The organism is Pseudomonas sp. NFACC02 (genome assembly GCF_900110765.1).
In the GTDB taxonomy this organism is placed as follows: Bacteria; Pseudomonadota; Gammaproteobacteria; order Pseudomonadales; family Pseudomonadaceae; genus Aquipseudomonas.
In genome coordinates, this window is sequence record NZ_FOEO01000004.1 from 207,020 (window position 1) to 222,683 (window position 15,664).

General features: G+C 60.0%; 12 protein-coding genes. 4 read left to right on the top strand and 8 right to left on the bottom strand.

Annotated features, from left to right (window positions below):
* The first annotated feature begins 13 nt into the window (after positions 1-13).
* Both BMY73_RS05970 and BMY73_RS05975 read left to right on the top strand, forming a co-directional pair.
* Entirely contained in the window at positions 14-1,702 is a 1,689-nt protein-coding gene (locus BMY73_RS05970) for a GGDEF/EAL domain-containing response regulator (RefSeq protein WP_256570908.1), read from the top strand.
* 37 nt (positions 1,703-1,739) lie between these two features.
* Entirely contained in the window at positions 1,740-6,227 is a 4,488-nt protein-coding gene (locus BMY73_RS05975) for a PAS domain-containing hybrid sensor histidine kinase/response regulator (protein WP_256570909.1), read from the top strand.
* A gap of 27 nt (positions 6,228-6,254) precedes the next feature.
* Here the strand turns inward: BMY73_RS05975 and BMY73_RS05980 are convergent, their stop codons facing one another.
* From BMY73_RS05980 to BMY73_RS06010, 7 genes are read right to left on the bottom strand one after another with little or no spacing between them, the layout of a single operon-like run.
* A complete protein-coding gene (locus BMY73_RS05980; protein ID WP_092405741.1) occupies positions 6,255-7,658 on the bottom strand; it encodes an ATP-binding protein in 1,404 nt (467 codons plus the stop codon).
* Positions 7,655-8,317, bottom strand: a complete 663-nt coding sequence (locus BMY73_RS05985) for a response regulator (RefSeq protein WP_062381620.1) — start codon at positions 8,315-8,317, stop codon at positions 7,655-7,657. The genes BMY73_RS05980 and BMY73_RS05985 overlap by 4 nt, the downstream gene beginning before the upstream one ends.
* A 10-nt stretch (positions 8,318-8,327) precedes the next feature.
* On the bottom strand, positions 8,328-8,969 hold the full coding sequence (locus BMY73_RS05990; RefSeq protein ID WP_092405743.1) for a tetratricopeptide repeat protein: 642 nt from the start codon (positions 8,967-8,969) through the stop codon (positions 8,328-8,330).
* Positions 8,966-9,775, bottom strand: a complete 810-nt coding sequence (locus BMY73_RS05995) for an SDR family oxidoreductase (protein WP_062381617.1) — start codon at positions 9,773-9,775, stop codon at positions 8,966-8,968. Before BMY73_RS05995 ends, BMY73_RS05990 begins: the two co-directional genes overlap by 4 nt.
* Positions 9,762-10,451: an iron-containing redox enzyme family protein gene (locus BMY73_RS06000; RefSeq protein WP_092405745.1), complete on the bottom strand. Its 690-nt coding sequence runs from the start codon at positions 10,449-10,451 to the stop codon at positions 9,762-9,764. The genes BMY73_RS05995 and BMY73_RS06000 overlap by 14 nt, the downstream gene beginning before the upstream one ends.
* Complete coding sequence (locus BMY73_RS06005; protein ID WP_092405747.1) at positions 10,448-11,929, bottom strand: AMP-binding protein; 1,482 nt, start codon at positions 11,927-11,929, stop codon at positions 10,448-10,450. The genes BMY73_RS06000 and BMY73_RS06005 overlap by 4 nt, the downstream gene beginning before the upstream one ends.
* Entirely contained in the window at positions 11,919-12,596 is a 678-nt protein-coding gene (locus BMY73_RS06010; RefSeq protein WP_092405749.1) for a thermostable hemolysin, read from the bottom strand. Before BMY73_RS06010 ends, BMY73_RS06005 begins: the two co-directional genes overlap by 11 nt.
* 176 nt (positions 12,597-12,772) lie before the next feature.
* Between BMY73_RS06010 and BMY73_RS06015 the strand changes: the two genes are divergently transcribed.
* Positions 12,773-13,309, top strand: coding sequence for a cytochrome b (locus BMY73_RS06015; RefSeq protein ID WP_092405751.1), 537 nt, complete (start codon positions 12,773-12,775; stop codon positions 13,307-13,309).
* 144 nt (positions 13,310-13,453) lie between these two features.
* On the opposite strand, the gene BMY73_RS06020 is transcribed toward BMY73_RS06015, so the two are convergent.
* Positions 13,454-14,353 (bottom strand): LysR substrate-binding domain-containing protein, encoded by a 900-nt coding sequence (locus BMY73_RS06020; protein WP_062381606.1) that lies wholly within the window; start codon positions 14,351-14,353, stop codon positions 13,454-13,456.
* 220 nt (positions 14,354-14,573) lie between these two features.
* Between BMY73_RS06020 and BMY73_RS06025 the strand changes: the two genes are divergently transcribed.
* Entirely contained in the window at positions 14,574-15,650 is a 1,077-nt protein-coding gene (locus BMY73_RS06025) for an ABC transporter substrate-binding protein (protein WP_092405753.1), read from the top strand.
* Positions 15,651-15,664 lie beyond the last annotated feature (14 nt).

Genomic DNA, 15,664 nt, shown 5'->3' on the forward strand with positions numbered 1-15,664 from the left:
CAGGGAGGGCATGATGCTGGATCTACCTATTATTTTGCTGGTCGATGATCAGGTCAGCGACCTTCGCGTGCTAGGACAGGCATTGGAAGGCCTGGGTGATGTGTACATCGCCACGAACGGATCCACCGCGCTTCAACTGGCCCGAAAGTACCGGCCTGAAGTGATCCTGCTGGACATCGAAATGCCGTTCATGGACGGATACTCGGTTTGCGAACAGATCAAGGCAGACCCCAAGCTTGCGCACGCGGCAGTCATTTTCGTCACCTCACACCAGCAGACCGAAAACGAACTGCGCGGCTTGAAACTGGGTGGTGCGGACTTTCTGCACAAGCCGATCAATCTGCCGGTCGCCAGGGCAAGGGTGGAAGCCAACATCAAGCACGGTCGCGCGGTGAGGCAACTCGCTTATTACGACTCGCTCACGAATCTTCCTAACCGGACGCTGCTCATGGACCGGGTCAGCCAGGCGTTGGAGAACACGCGAGAACGGCCGGCCCGGATCGGGCTGCTTTCTCTGGACCTGGAAAATTTCAAGCCGCTCAACGATGCCGAGGGGCACGCGGTGGGCGATGCTTTGCTTCAGGAAGTCGCCAAGCGTCTGGTGGGCTGTTGCGCCGCGCCCGACACGGCGGCGCGCGCCGGAGGGCAGCGGTTCATGATGTTGGCGCTGTCTTGTCAGACCCTCGATGATCTTGGGCATTGCGCGCAGAGAGTGCTCGACGCCGTCGGCGCGCCCATCATGATTGCCAACACGCGTTACGACCTGATCGGCAACGTCGGCATCAGCGTATTCCCGGACGACAGTGACGATGCCAGGACGCTGCATGAGCACGCCGGTGCTGCGCTTTACCAGGCGAGGCAGGCAGGGCGTGGCGAGTACCGTTTTTTCAATGCCTCGATCAACGACAGCGTTCGCGCCCATCATCAAATGGAGCGTGACCTTCGTAATGCACTGGACAACCGGCGACTCGAGGTTTTCTATCAGGCCAAGGTCAATCCGCGGCTGCACCGTGTGGTTGGCGTCGAGGCGCTGGTGCGCTGGCCGCAGGCTGACGGGAGCATGATCCCTCCCGACCGCTTTATTCCATTGGCAGAAGCAAGTGGGCTGATCGTTCCGCTGGGCGAGTATGTGCTCGAGGAGGCGTGTCGGGCGGTCAGCCATTGGCGTGCGCAAGGACACGAGATCAGCGTCAGCGTCAATATTTCTCCTGCCCAGTTTCACCACCGCCGTTTCGAGGACATGATCCAGCAGGCGATGCTGCGCAACGATTTGATGGCCGGTCAGCTCGAGCTGGAAATCACCGAGGGCGTGCTGGCGGGGGATGTCGATCAGACCTGTCAGCTACTCGAGCGCCTGCGCGCTCAAGGCGTGCGCATTTCCGTTGATGATTTCGGCACCGGTTATTCGAGCCTGGCGTACCTTAAACGTCTGCCTCTGGATGTGCTGAAGATCGATCAAAGCTTCGTCCGGCAAATGCTGGATCATCCCCGTGACGCGGCCATCGTCGAAACCATCATCCAGCTGGCGCATGCACTGGACTTGCAGTTGATCGCGGAGGGCGTCGAGACGCCGGAACATGCCCGGCTCCTTCAGCGACTGGGCTGTGAGGTGATGCAGGGCTTCTGGTATTGCCGACCTCTGCCACGTACTCAGATGACGGAATACCTGAATGCGCCGCCGACGACGGTGACCGGGCTTTAGCAGGTTGTAGTCTCCCCCTATTCAGAGGCAGCTCTTTGTGCGGCTGATCAAGAGTTTTCGTGAAGCAGCGGTCTGTGTGGCCGTCATCGTGGCCATCGGCATCACTGTGACGGTAATGATCTACCAGGTGGTGAGAAAATCCACCGAGTATGAGCTCAACACCGCAGTGGACAAGGCGACGCAGAATGCCAGAGGCTACGTGCTCAAGCGCATGGCCGATTATCAATATGGGTTAAGGGGAGTGCGCGGGGCGGTTGCGGTTGCCGCGACCGAATCGGATGGCTTCGACCACGCGTTATTCGTTCGTTACCTTCAGGGGGAGGGCGCCGATTCCGAGTTTGACGGTGCCCGCGGGTTTGGCTTCATCCGCAGGGTGCCGGAGAGCGAACTGCAGGCCTTCCTGAGCAGTGTGCAGAAGGAGGCGGATGCGGCCGTCACGCTTCAGCAATTCGAGCCGCGTGCTGGCGAGCGCTACATCATCCAGTACATCGAGCCTGCCCCGCAAAACAACAGCGGACTGGGGCTGGACATCGGCTCCGAGCCGAATCGGCGTATGGCCGCTGAGCGCGCGATGCGAAGCGGGGAGCCTCAACTGACGGCGCCCATCACCTTGCGTCTGAGCGGCGTTCAACCATCGCCGTCCATGTTGTTGTTGATGCCGGTCTACCGCTCGGTGCCAAGTCCGACCACTGTGCCTGATCGTGAACGACTGCTGTTGGGATGGTCGTTTACGGGCCTGATCGTCACCGAAACGTTGCGGGACATGGAATTACCGCGCGATGTGTGCCTGCACATCAGCGACATTACCGATGGCGATCAGGCGCCCGCCTTTTTCTCAAAGGGCCACGACTGCGACGCATCGAACGTGATGATGTCCCGTGACGAGGACAAGCTGGTCTACGGGCGCCTGTGGCGTTTCCATTTCGGGGTCGGGCCGGGTTTTGCCAAAAGCCTGCACCTTGTCTCACCGACTCTGGTGCTCGGCATCGGCAGTCTGTTTACGCTGATATTGGCGGCGAGCGGGGTGACGCTGCTCATCAGTTCAATCCGCCGTAGTCGCCTGTTGCGTGAACAAAGCCGGCTGGCAGCCATTGTCGAAAGCTCTACCGACGGAATCATCAGCAAAACCCTGGAGGGTGTCATTACCAGTTGGAACGGCGGTGCGCAGACCATTTTTGGCTATCGAGCCGAGGAGGCCATTGGGAGGCGGCTGGAAGACCTTGTCGTACCCAGGGATCGCATTGGCGAGGAACGTGACATTCTGCAGCGAATCGCCAAGGGCATTCCGATTTTGAGTTTCGACACTGTACGGCACCGCAAAGACGGGTCGTTCGTTGACGTATCGGTCAATATTTCCCCTTTGATCGATGCCCGGGGTGAAGTCGTCGGCGCCTCCAAAACAGTGCGTGATATTTCCATGCAGAAGCAAGCGGAAGCCAGGATTCTCGAGCTGAACGCAGGCCTCGAAGACCAGATCGCCGAACGGACCGCGCAGCTTCGCAACACCAACCTGATGCTGTCGAGCGTGCTGAGGTCCGCCACCGAGGTGGCGATTATCGCGACCGACTGTGACGGCCTGATCAAGATCTTCAACGCGGGGGCTGAACGGATGCTCGGCTACTCGGAACAGGAGCTTGTCGGGCGGGCGACGCCCCATGTGTTTCATCTGGCGCAAGAGCTCGCGCAGCGATCGGCATCCTTGCGCAATGAGACCGGCTTGGATACCGAGACGTTTGAGCCGCTGGTCAGTCAATGTCGCACAGACGGCTCCAGTACGCGGGAATGGACCTTCGTGCGTAAGGACGGCAGTCAGTTTCCCGTGACCCTGATGGCCACTGAAATCCGTGATGAACTCGGTGAGTTGACCGGTTTTCTGGGGATTGCGGTCGATATCACCCGGCGTGAAGCGGTCCAAAAGGAGTTGACCGCCGCCCGCGACCAGTTGTTGATGGCGGCTGAGGTCGCTCAGTTGGGTATCTGGTCATGGACCATCGAGGCGGACGACCTGCAATGGAACGACCGAATGTTCGACTTCTATTTCCAGCCGCTGGAGCTGCGCGAGTCGGGTCTGCATTTCGCCCATTGGCTGGAGCGCATTCATCCGGATGATCGCGCCAGGATCGAAAACCGTCTCAGGGATATCTCCGCGGGTGAGCGCGTTGAGGATCAGACGTTTCGGGTGGTCAGTCCCCAAGGTCAGATTCGGGTGATTCAGTCGGGCGCGCATCTGGAACGCGACAGCGCCGGAAAACCGATGCGCGTCACGGGGATCAACCTCGACATCACGGCGCAGTGCGAACTTCAAGCGCGTCTGCTGGAGGCAAAAGAGCGGGCTGACGCCGCCAGTGACGCGAAATCGACCTTTCTGGCCAACATGAGTCATGAGATCCGGACACCGCTCAATGCGGTGTTGGGGATGCTGCAATTGCTTACACACGCGGGGCTGGACAGTCGGCAGGCAGGGTATGTAATCAATGCCCGCACTGCCGCGAGTTCTTTGCTGAGCCTGCTTAACGACATCCTCGATTATTCGAAAATCGAAGCCAACAAACTGCACCTGGACATACACCCCTTCGATCTCGATCAACTGCTTCGCGATCTGGCGGTGATTCTGGTCGGTAACCAGTCCCGTTCCGCCGCTGAAGTCCTGTTTGAACTCGATCCAACACTGCCTGTTCATCTCATGGGGGACAGCCTGCGATTGCAGCAGGTGTTGATCAATCTCGCCGGTAATGCCTTGAAGTTCACCCCACAGGGTCAGGTGGTCGTGCGCTTCATACGCCTGAGCTCAGGTGATCGCGTGGGTATCAGGGTCGAGGTTGAGGACAGTGGCATCGGCATTCAGCGCGAACATCTGGCGCACATCTTCGAGGGCTTCAGCCAGGCGCAGGCTTCCACCACGCGCCGTTATGGCGGCACGGGCCTGGGGTTGGCCATCTGCAAGCGGCTGGTGGCCATGATGGGGGGGGAGTTGCGGATCCGCAGCGAAGTCGGCAAAGGAAGTTGTTTCTGGTTCGATATCGAGCTTGAACAGGACGCTGCCTTTGAGCATTCAAACCTCAAAAAAAACGGCAAAGCCGGATTACGACTCTTGGTGGTGGACGATAACGACGTCGCCCGTCAGATCCTGTCGAAGATGGTCAACGGGATGGGGTGGGAGGTGGACACGGCAGACAGCGCTGCGGCGGCCTTTCAGCGGATTCGGGATCAGGCAGCGACACGCCCCTACGACGTCATTTTGATGGATTGGGACATGCCGGTCATGAACGGATTGACGGCGGCACGACAGCTTGCTCAAGCGACAGACGTCAGCCCTACGCCCGCTGTGGTGATGATCACGGCCTATTCCCACGACATGCTGCATCGCCTGGCCCCGAACGAGCGCCCCTTCAGGGCGATGCTCAGCAAGCCGTTAACCCCGGCCCAACTGGCCGAAGCGGTGCATACCGCGATGACCGTTGACGCCTCCGCATCCGAGAGCATCGAGCCGTTCGCTTCGGGTAAATTTGCGTTGTCGGGCCTGCGATTACTGGTCATCGAGGACAATGCGCTGAACCGTCTGGTTGCCCAGGAGCTGCTTGAACAAGAGGGCGCCACAGTCGACCTTGCTGAGGGCGGCCTGAGCGGGATCGCCAGACTGAACCAGTGCGAGAATGCGTTCGACGCGGTGTTGATGGATATCCAGATGCCCGACATCGATGGCTATGAAGCCACTCGGCGGATACGCAACGACGTACGTTTTCGTGACCTGCCCATCATCGCGATGACAGCCAATGCTTCGGACGAGGACCGTAAAGCCACGCTGGCAGCCGGAATGGATGCACATCTGGCCAAGCCCATCGACTTGCCTCACGTCGTCGCCACGCTCCAGCGTTGCGTGCAATGGGCAAATGATCCGTTGCCCGCCCTGTGTACCCAAGGCGGCGGTGACGTCGAACCTTTTGAATCCATCCTGGCAAGACTTGGCGGAAATCACGCGTTACTGGGCACGCTTTCACGGCAGTTTTGCACCGAGATAAGTGCCTTGATCGCCTCGTTACAGCAGACCGTGGCCACTGATGATCACAGTGGCGCAAAGCGAGTGCTGCACACCATCAAGGGCAACGCAGGCAACCTGGGCGCGCGTGGGTTGAGCACACTGGCTGGCAAACTGGAGCGAGAACTCCAGCGCATGACGGGGTCCCCTCTGAGTCGGCTGTTGACAACCGAGCGCCTTGCAGAGCTCGAGCGTGTGGCCACTGGCAACGTCGAACAATTACTGGCCATGGTCGGTTCCGATGCCGGCATCAGCGAGCAGAACTGCCTGACGTACCCAGCGTTTCGCGAACATCTGGAGGCAATCGCACCGCTGTTGGAAAGTCATAATTTGCGGGGGGTGACGATGATCGAAGCCTTGGCTGACTATCATTTGCCGTGTTCCCCACACACGTGGGAACGGTTGAATCAGCGCCTTCGAACGCTGGATTTCGAAGGCGCATCATCGTTGCTGCAGGCGCTTCTCAGGGCAGGAGAGGACACGCGCTGACCGATCACGGGCTCAGCGAGCGAGCTTTCAATACGCTGCCGGTGTTATCGAGTCGCTGGCGTGTGCAACCAACGGGATGTCCATCACCGCATGCAGGCCGTGTGGAGAGACATTCTCCAGTCGGATTTCGCCCCCCAGTCGCACGGCGACGGCTTGTACGATGGTCAGGCCCAGTCCGACTCCCTGATCGTTGGCGCGACTGTAGAAGCGTTCGAACAGTCGCTCACGTTCTGCTTCGTCGATACCGGGGCCCTGATCGGTGACGGCCAACTGGAAGCGCTTGCCGGACACCCGCAGCGTGACATTGATCTGCCCACCCGGTGGGGAGAAATTCACGGCATTGGTCACCAGGTTCTGTAATGCGATGTCGATGGCGGACACGTCCGTTGTAATGACGCAGACCTCTTCGCTGGTGTCGAAGGAGAGCTCCAGGCCTCGGCTCAACACCCAGGGTGTCAGTTGCACCAGACTGTCGCGGACGGTTTTGACCAGGTCCGTACGCGTGGTGGCCGGGAGCCCTGCGCTGGGTTCCAGTCGGGCAATGGTCAACAGCTGATTGACCAGCCGGGTCGTGCGGTCAACGCCGACAATCAGATAGTTCAGCGACTCGCGCCGCTGCTCTTCGTTATGGGCTTCGAGGACGTTCTGCGCATGTACGCGCAAGACCGCCAGCGGCGTACGCATTTCATGGGCGGCATCGGCAATGAAGCGCCGTTCACGGCTCAACACATCCTGAATTTGACCCAAAAGCCTGTTCAGTGCCGCTTGCATCGGTTCGAGCTCACTGGGCAGGGGAGCCAATTGCAGGGGCTCCAGTGAGCCAGGATGGCGACCGCGCAACGTTGCCGCCAAGTCAGCAAGCGGTTTGAGTCCCCAGCCGATGGCCAGCCAGATGGCCATCATCAGCGCCAGGCTTCCTATCAGGTTGGGCAGCACCGTGTGCCGCACGATACGGTTCACCAGATCCGAGCGCACATCGTCGCGCTCTCCGACCCAGATCAGCAGGCTGTGTTGTTCATCCTTGAGCACGAACGTTCGCCACTGATGCCTGCCCAGGTCATCAATGTCACTGAATCCCGTGTATTGAGGGGCATGGGTGAGCGTCGGTGCGCTCGGCGTGTGAACCAGTAGATTGCCCTGAAGGTCCCACACCTGAAACGCAATCTTGCTCTCATACGGATGCCCGTCGACCTTGGGATCCGCCTGTCCCAATGCCTGGTTGAAGGCCTGGTAAAGCTGCGCATGCTCCTGGCGAGCGAGCGGCATGCGCATCACACCCTGCAACAATCTGGCGTTGGTGGCGAGTTGGGCGTCATAGACTTCGGCGATTTCGTGATTACTGTCGTGAACGTTGACTATCGTCAGGATCAGCAATCCGATGATGACCAGCCCCAGGATCAGTGTCAGCGTGCGGCGGCGAATCGAGGTCAAGGACGCTCCTCCACCAGATAACCCACGCCACGAACGGTGCGGATCAGGTCCGTGGAGAATTTCTTGCGCAGGTGATGAATGTGGACTTCCAGCGTATTGCTCTCGGCTTCCTCATTCCAGCCGTAGAGCAACTGGATCAGGCGCTCGCGGGTCATCACCCGTCCGGGCGGCGACAGCAGTTCATACAGGAGCTGGTATTCCTTGGGGGTCAACGACACCGGTTCGTTCTGATAGGTCACCTGTTGGCTGGTGGGGTCGAGACGGATGCCCCCGTGTTCGATCATCACGCGCGCGCGGCCGGCACTGCGCCGCAACAGCGCCCGCAACCTCGCCTTGAGTTCGGACAGGTCGAACGGCTTGATCAGGTAGTCGTCAGCGCCTGCGTCGAGCCCGGCGATGCGGTCTTCCGTGGCATCGCGAGCGGTCAGAATCAATACGGGCAGGGCCGATCCGCTTTCACGCAGTCGCTTTAACACGGTCAATCCGTCCAGCCGGGGCAAACCCAGGTCGAGAATCGCCAGATCGAATCCTTCGCTCAGCAACGCATGCAACGCACTGGATCCGTCTTTCACCCAGTCGACGGTGTAACCCTCCCGACTCAACGCGAGGAGAATGCCTTCGCCCAGCGCGACATCGTCTTCGATCAACAGCAAACGCATGAAGGCTCCGTTATTTCAGTTTTTTGTTCACGTCGACCAGCAATAGCTGAATGTCCTTGCGCCGTCCACTGTCGGCCACTTCACGACCCGGTCGCGGGGCTGCCTGCAACGCCTTTTCCAAGGCCTCCCTGGCTTGCGCGTAGTGCCCCTGGCGAAACAGATGATCGCCCCAGAAGTAGAGCGGATCGATGCCGTTGGGGTTGATTTTCAAAGCCTGTTCCAGCAGTGCCTGGGCCTTGTCGGCATCGCCGAAGCCAATGGGCCAGCCGGGTACCCGATCATACAGCGCGGCCAGGCTCGCATACGCCGAGCCCTGCAAGGCATTGGGATCGAGCGTCAGCGCTTTTTCCAGATCGGCCTTGGCCTGCTTGACCTTGCTCAGCGCGCCGAGACCGCCCTGGGCACCCGCCCAACTGCTGGTGACGATCCCCGACCAAATCCACGCTTCGGCTGCCTTTGGCCGTTGCTGAGTAAAGGCTGATGATTCGGCAGCCAGCTTTTCGAACGCCGCAACGCGCTGGTCTTCAGGTAGCTGGTACTGGATGTGAGCCCACTCCTGCTGAATGGAAGACAGGCGCTGTTGGTCGGGCGCCTCCAGTGCCCAGACGGGCAGGCTCAGGCATGCACACAGCACAAACAGTATTCTTTTCATGGTTTGGGTTTCTCTTCAGAAGGCATGTTGCTGAGTCGACGGATCAGTGGCAGGTGCTTGCGCAACGAACGGTCGACAACCGCAGGCAGGAGGCCGTTGAGGCGTACGAAAAAGCGTTCCGGCCAGCCCAGATACAATTCGCGCTGGTTGCCGACAATCGCGCTGATCACTGCAGCGGCAACGGTCTGTGGATCGTCTTCGCTGCTTTTAAGGGCGGTGTTCAGCGCGCGGGCCGCAGGGCCGTTCATGGTGGTACGCGTTGCGCGCGGAGCCACGTACAGCACGCCCACCCGCGTATCCGCCAACTCACGGCGCAACGCCTCGGAGAAACCGCGCAACGCGAATTTGCTGGCGCAGTACGTCGCGTATCCGGCATAGCCGATCGAGCCAAAGGTCGAGCCCACATTGACGACCATGGCGCGTTGCGCATTGCGCAGCATCGGTAACATGAGGCCGGTCAGCAAAATGGGCGCGTGCAGATTGATGTTGAGCATCGCGTCGATTTCACGGCCCGGCAGTTGTTCGAGCATGGCGAAATGATTAACCCCGGCGGCATTGACCAGCAGGTTGATGCCTTCCATCGCCTGCGCCGTCATCAACACATGCTGGCGACCTTCGTGGGTGGTCAGGTCGGCTTTCACCCAATGCAGCAAGTGTGGGTATTGCGCTTGCAAGGGCAGCAGTGGCTCGCGATGACGGGAAACCGCAAGCACCTCCGCGCCGTGGCTGCAGAGCGCTTCGGCGATGGCCATGCCGATGCCGCCGCTGGCCCCGGTCAGGACCACACGGGCTTCAGACAGACGCATGAGTGGACTCCTTTAGAGGTTGCGTCGTCGGGGCCGGCAATTGCCTGAACATCTCGGTGTACAAGCCGTACACCACTTTTGACGCTTTGATCACCGCTGCCTGGTCGTCCGGGTCTTCCAGGCGATCCATGAGTTTTCGGTAGGTTTCCATGTGGCCGACGTCGAGGCTGCCGTGGGAGCTGAGGTAGCTGAACGCCGTCGCTGGCAGGCCCAGGCGCTGCTGGATGCTGCCCGCGGCGTGTGTCGCCAGCGCGATGCTCGTGCCTTCGAGCACGTTGACCATGCCGAACAGGCCAACGGGGTTGCCCCGGGCAATCAGGTCGTAGAGATAGGCGACCATCAGCTCGATGGGCAGGCCCGGGGCTCCGTCGCGCACGGCGTCGGCATCCGCCCCGCACGCCCGCAGGTCGTTGAGGATCCACTGCTCATGGCCGTACTCGTCTTCGATGTAGTCGCAAACGGCACCGCGCAGCCATTCCAGCCGAGAAGGCAGCCGTGCGCCGCAGGCCATCATCAATGGCACGGTGTGGCGAACGTGGTAATAGGCCTGAGTCAAAAACGCACGGTAACTCTCCAGCGTGACCTCGCCAAACAGCGCTTGATGAATGATGGGCAGGTTGAACAGCGTTTCGCGTTCGGTGCGTGTTTCGTCTTGCAGCGTCTGAAAAAAACTCATGATTGAACGTCCTCGGCTCGTGTGGGCTCGATGAAGTGATGTCGGTAATGCGCCAGAATGGCGTCGCGTTTCGGCCGTCCGTTCGCCGTGGCCATGCCATTGCCTGTGGTGAACGGCTGCTCAAGACGGGTCCAGCTGTGTATCCGGGCGTAGTCGGGCAGGGCTTGATTGGCCTGTACGACGGCGTCGGCGATCTGCAGGTCAGTGGTCTCCGGACGGGCAGGCCAGAGCAGGGCGTGGTTATGTGCCATCGCCTCGCCGTAGACGAACGCCTGGACGATCCGCCCGCGCTGGGTCAGTTCGGCCTCGACCCATTCGGGATTGACGTTGCGCCCGTAGCTGGTGACGAACTGGTGTTTTTTACGACCATTGAGGTAGAGGTAGCCATTGGCGTCGAACTCACCGAGGTCGCCGCTCGGCCACCACTCGGGAACGCCATCGGGGTCGCCCAGATAGCCGAGCATGCCGGACCCGGCGATCAGAACTTCGCCGTCCGGCGCCAGGCGTATCTGAACATGCGGGAGTGGTTTGCCGACGCTGCCGGGCTGATGCGCCCCCGGGCGGTTCAGCGCCACGACCGATGCACACTCGGAAAGTCCGTAGCCTTCATAGACAGGGATGCCCGCTGACTCGGCACGTAGCAATAATTCGCGGGTGACCTTGGCGCCGCCCACCGCGATGAACCGCAGCTCACTGGCATCGAATGCCCCGATTTCACAGGCACTGACCAACAGCAACAACAGTTGCGGCACCAGAATCATGCTTTGCGGGTTTCGCGTTTTCAGGGTTGAAAGCAGGCGCGGCAAATCCACGCCGCTGGCGCCCTGAATGCCCACTGCGCGGTGACTGGGCACACTCAGCAGGGCCCCGGCGTACAACGCGGCGTAGCAGCCGATGTTTTCCAGCAGGATGGCCAGCGGCAGCAGCGAAAGGTGATGACGAGGGTGTTGCGACTCACTCGCGCGATGCAGTTCCCGGGCGACTGATAACACGCTCTCGGCGCTCAGACAGACCCCTTTGGGGGTGCCGGTGGTGCCAGACGTGAAGGTCAGCTTCGCAGTGCCCATGGGCAGGGGAGAGGGTTTGCGGACCTGTCGAACCCAGAAACCTTCATGGCTGCTGAACCCGGCTTGCTCCAGTTCTTCCTCATAGTAGGTCTCGGCAATCACCAGGTCAGCCTGACTTTGCTCAAGGCAATGAAGGCGCTGAGCGGCACTGAAGAAAGGGGGCAGGGCCACGCAGGTCAGTCCTTCGAACAGGATCGCCAAGTCCCATATCAACAGGTCGGGACCGTTCTTCAGGGCTATCGCCACCACGTTGGCGTTCAGGTCTTTGAGCACCTGCTGACGCAGCCGGATCTCGGCATCCAGTTCGGCATAGTCGAGCTTGAGATCATCCCCCCACAAGGCATAAGCATGGGGCTGGTTAATGGCGAGATCGGAAATCCGCAGGCGAAACGCCGTGAGTTCAGGCGACATGGCAGGTCTGCTCCAGTGTCAGGGGTAAACCGAAACGCTCAAACACACCGCTGTGACTTAGATGAAGGAAGCCTGAGCGTATGTCCCCCACGTGTACGTGAGGTTGGGTGTCGTAGTAGTTGCCCCAGGTGTGTCGCTCCTCGCCCAGGCGCAGCGGGTCGGCCGCGCACAGGGTGACAGGACGCAGTCCAAGGCGATTGAAACTGTTGACCAGGCCTGCATTACCGGTGAACGCCACCCATTCCAGGCCACCCATCGCCAGCAACCAGGTGACCGTGATGATGCTCAAACGCGCGCTTCCCAGCGTACTCGCGGCCAGGTTGCCCACCTCGACGATGCCCTGGCGATCCACGGGTCTGGCGGCGTGCCGTTCGATGACCTGTTCGATCGGGTCATCCAGGTAGTGCTCCAGAAACAACGGGCCAGACATCGCCTTGCGCACACCCGCCACGGCACAGAGCGTCCCGGCCTCGTCATGGAGCCCGAACAGCTCCGGCATGAAGTGGTTGATTTCCGCGTTATGGGCTTGATGAAAACGGTGTTGGATAAACGCTTCAAATGCCGCGCGCAGCGGCGCTTGGGCCAACGCGCGGTTGAGCGACAGTGTGGGTGCTGCAGCGTTGCCGAAGCGAAACGGTAAACAGATATTCCAGTCCAGATCCTGCATGGGCGAGGCTCCTCCCCAGTGGCGAATGGTGGGAAGTATCAGCACCGTTTCTTAACGAAGTCTGAAGGTCAGAAAAAAAGGGTTTTGCCGCGCACCTTCAGATTCCCTTAAGGCAATTGCCGCAGATTCCTGACGCCATCAAGGCCTATCTGCAATCTCACTGACGAGTACACGGCATGAATCCATCATCACCCCGTTACGCAAAGCTCTCGATTTATCTGCACTGGTTAATGCTGGCGTTGTTTGTCGGCGTGTATGCCTGCATCGAGCTTAAAGGCCTGGCACCGCGCGGCAGCACGCTGCGGTCGGCAGCGCTGGGCTTTCACGGCCTGTTCGGACTCTCCATATTCGCGTTGGTGTGGATTCGCCTGTTGGGCAGGCTGACGAACAAAGCGCCCGCCATCAGCCCGACACCGCCGACATGGCAGACCGGGTTATCGCACCTGATGCACGCATCGCTTTATGGACTGATGATCGTCACCCCCGTGCTGGCGTGGTTGATGCTGGCGGCGGGTGGGAAGCCAATGCCTTACTTCGAGTTCTTCATGCCGGCACCCGTCGCACTGGATCCTGCGTTGGCGAAGCAGATCAAGGGATGGCACGAATGGTTGGGCAACCTCGGCTACTGGCTGATCGGACTGCATGCCGCCGCCGGTTTGTTCCACCACTATTACGTACGGGACAACACACTCAGGCGCATGCTGCCGCGCTAGAGCGGGTTGATGCGGCGGTGCCGCGTCGAATTCCACGCCGACGACGCACTGGGGGCCCTGACCGAGCGCGTCGGCCTCCATTGAAACCCGATGGCCGCCCGTTTCTCGACTGCGACCGAAGCGATAGAAGTCACGTCGCTGCGGTCAGATCACCGATTTGAAGGTCGTTTCGTAGAGCATTTTGAGCGTCTCGATGAACTCTTCGGCCAATCGGGTGCGTGCATGCGCAGGCGGCCAGATGACGTAGGTCGGGAACAAAATGTCGGGTTTGAACGGCCGGATCACAATCTCTCGATGCTGATAATCCGCGGCGACCAGCGGGTGCGCCAGAGTGACCCCCATGCCCAATGCCACCATCTCGCAATTGATCGCGCTGTACTGCGCCTCAACCGCCATGACCCGCTCGACGCCTGCCTTTTCGAACAAACCGTCGACGAGCGATCGGGTGCCGTCTCCGTGACAGAGGGAGATGAACGTCTCACCGTCCAGATCGGCAAAGGTGATCTGTTCGTTGGCTGCAAGACGGTGCGAGCGCGGCAATACACATACGGCAGGCATCATCGCCAGTAACTCGATTTGCTGGCTGCTGACGTCCCCTGGATGGACCACGATGCCGATGTCGCAAAATTGCGATTTGACCCACTGCTCGACGGTCGGGGATGAATTCACATGCAAAGAAACCGTCAGTTCGGGGCGCGAGTCGGTAAAAGTCTTGAGCGCTTTAGGGATGACACTGAGCCCCATGGAAGGCACCGCGGCCACGCGTAACCGGCCAGTGCCCAGGTTGCGGATGTTTTTGGCCGAGAGCTTCAGGGAATCCAGTCCCACATACGCCCGTTCAACCTCATGAAAGAACGCCTGGCCCTCCTGCGTAGGGATAAGCCGCACGCCGGCGCGCTTGAACAGCGTCAATCCGATGCTGGCTTCCAGTTGAGAGATGAGGCGGCTGACGTTGGGCTGCGAGGTGAACAATACCTCCGCCGCAGCGGTCATCGAGCCTAGCCGCATGACACTGCGAAACGCTTCTATCTGTCGAAGATTCATAAAGCTCTCCATATCAAATTTGAATAGCTCGCCCGGATATCCGTATTTGACCACATGGGATCGCTGTCGCAATACTCAAACCCGCAACCCCTAGCGCACATGAAGATGCGCCACCCCGCGATGGATTCGCCGGGAGCATGCGCCGTGCATGCAAGGCTTCGGTAAACCTGAAGCGACTGACGCATTGTTCGATCTGCCCCATGCACTTCGGAGATAGTCTGTGAATAGCCTTAATTCCTCCTCAGCAGCACAGCCGTTTCGTTCATTCAAGTTTCTCAGTCTCGCCATCACTCTGGCGGTTTCCGCTTTCGGCACTGCATCTGCGTTCGCCGAAACGACGCTGTATGTGGCCGGCGTGGGCGGCTCCACCGAGCAGATGTACAAGACTCAGGTGATTCCTGCGTTTGAAAAACAACACGGCGTCAAAGTCGTTTACGTAGCCGGCAACTCCACCGAGACCCTGGCGAAGCTGCAGGCGCAAAAGGGGCGTCAACAGATCAACGTGGCGATGATGGACGACGGGCCGATGTACCAGGCGTTGCAACTGGGCCTGTGCGAAAAACTGAGCGCTGCGCCCGTGTACGAAGACCTGTATCCGCTGGCCCGACTCAGCCCTGAAGCAACGGGGATTGGCGTAGTTGCAACCGGCATCGGCTACAACGAGGAAGCCTTCAAAAAACGCGGCTGGCCAGCCCCGGACTCCTGGGAAAACCTGACCGATCCTCGCTACAAACAATTGCTGGGCATGCCGCCGGTGACGAACACGTACGGGCTGCATACCCTGGTCGAAATGGCACGACTGCGCGGTGGCGGTGAGAAGAATATCGACCCCGGCTTCAAGGCGCTCAAGGACGAAATCGGTCCCAATGTGTTGGCGTGGGTGTCCGCCCCGGGTGAGATGGATGGCATGATGCAAAACGGCGATGTCGTGATGGCCGTTTACGGCAGCGGCCGGGCGGTGGCTTTGCAAAGCACCGGGTTCCCCCTGAAGTTCATCTACCCGAAAGAGGGTGGCATCGCCCTGCAGATCGCCGCATGCAGCATCACGCCCAATGCCCAGTCCGAGCTGGCACAGGCGTTCATTCAGTACGTGTTATCCCCCGAAGTCCAGGAAATCCAGGCCAGGGCCAACGGTTTCGCGCCGGTCAACCGGACCGTACAGCTACCGCCCGACGTCGCTTCCCGCATGCCATATGGTCCAGACAAGGTCAATGCGCTGATCAAGGTTGACTGGGACACCATCAACCAGCAGCGCGGTGAGTGGACGACCCGCTGGAATCGCACGGTCGAGCGTTAAAACGCACGTCGCGA

Excerpts from the sequence above, each read along its gene's own strand:
- BMY73_RS05970 (WP_256570908.1), top strand. The coding sequence starts at position 14 with ATGCTGGATCTACCTATTATTTTGCTGGTCGATGATCAGGTCAGCGAC.
- BMY73_RS05985 (WP_062381620.1), bottom strand. The coding sequence starts at position 8,317 with ATGCGTTTGCTGTTGATCGAAGACGATGTCGCGCTGGGCGAAGGCATT.
- BMY73_RS05990 (WP_092405743.1), bottom strand. The coding sequence starts at position 8,969 with ATGAAAAGAATACTGTTTGTGCTGTGTGCATGCCTGAGCCTGCCCGTC.
- BMY73_RS05995 (WP_062381617.1), bottom strand. The coding sequence starts at position 9,775 with ATGCGTCTGTCTGAAGCCCGTGTGGTCCTGACCGGGGCCAGCGGCGGC.
- BMY73_RS06000 (WP_092405745.1), bottom strand. The coding sequence starts at position 10,451 with ATGAGTTTTTTTCAGACGCTGCAAGACGAAACACGCACCGAACGCGAA.
- BMY73_RS06005 (WP_092405747.1), bottom strand. The coding sequence starts at position 11,929 with ATGTCGCCTGAACTCACGGCGTTTCGCCTGCGGATTTCCGATCTCGCC.
- BMY73_RS06010 (WP_092405749.1), bottom strand. The coding sequence starts at position 12,596 with ATGCAGGATCTGGACTGGAATATCTGTTTACCGTTTCGCTTCGGCAAC.
- BMY73_RS06015 (WP_092405751.1), top strand. The coding sequence starts at position 12,773 with ATGAATCCATCATCACCCCGTTACGCAAAGCTCTCGATTTATCTGCAC.
- BMY73_RS06020 (WP_062381606.1), bottom strand. The coding sequence starts at position 14,353 with ATGAATCTTCGACAGATAGAAGCGTTTCGCAGTGTCATGCGGCTAGGC.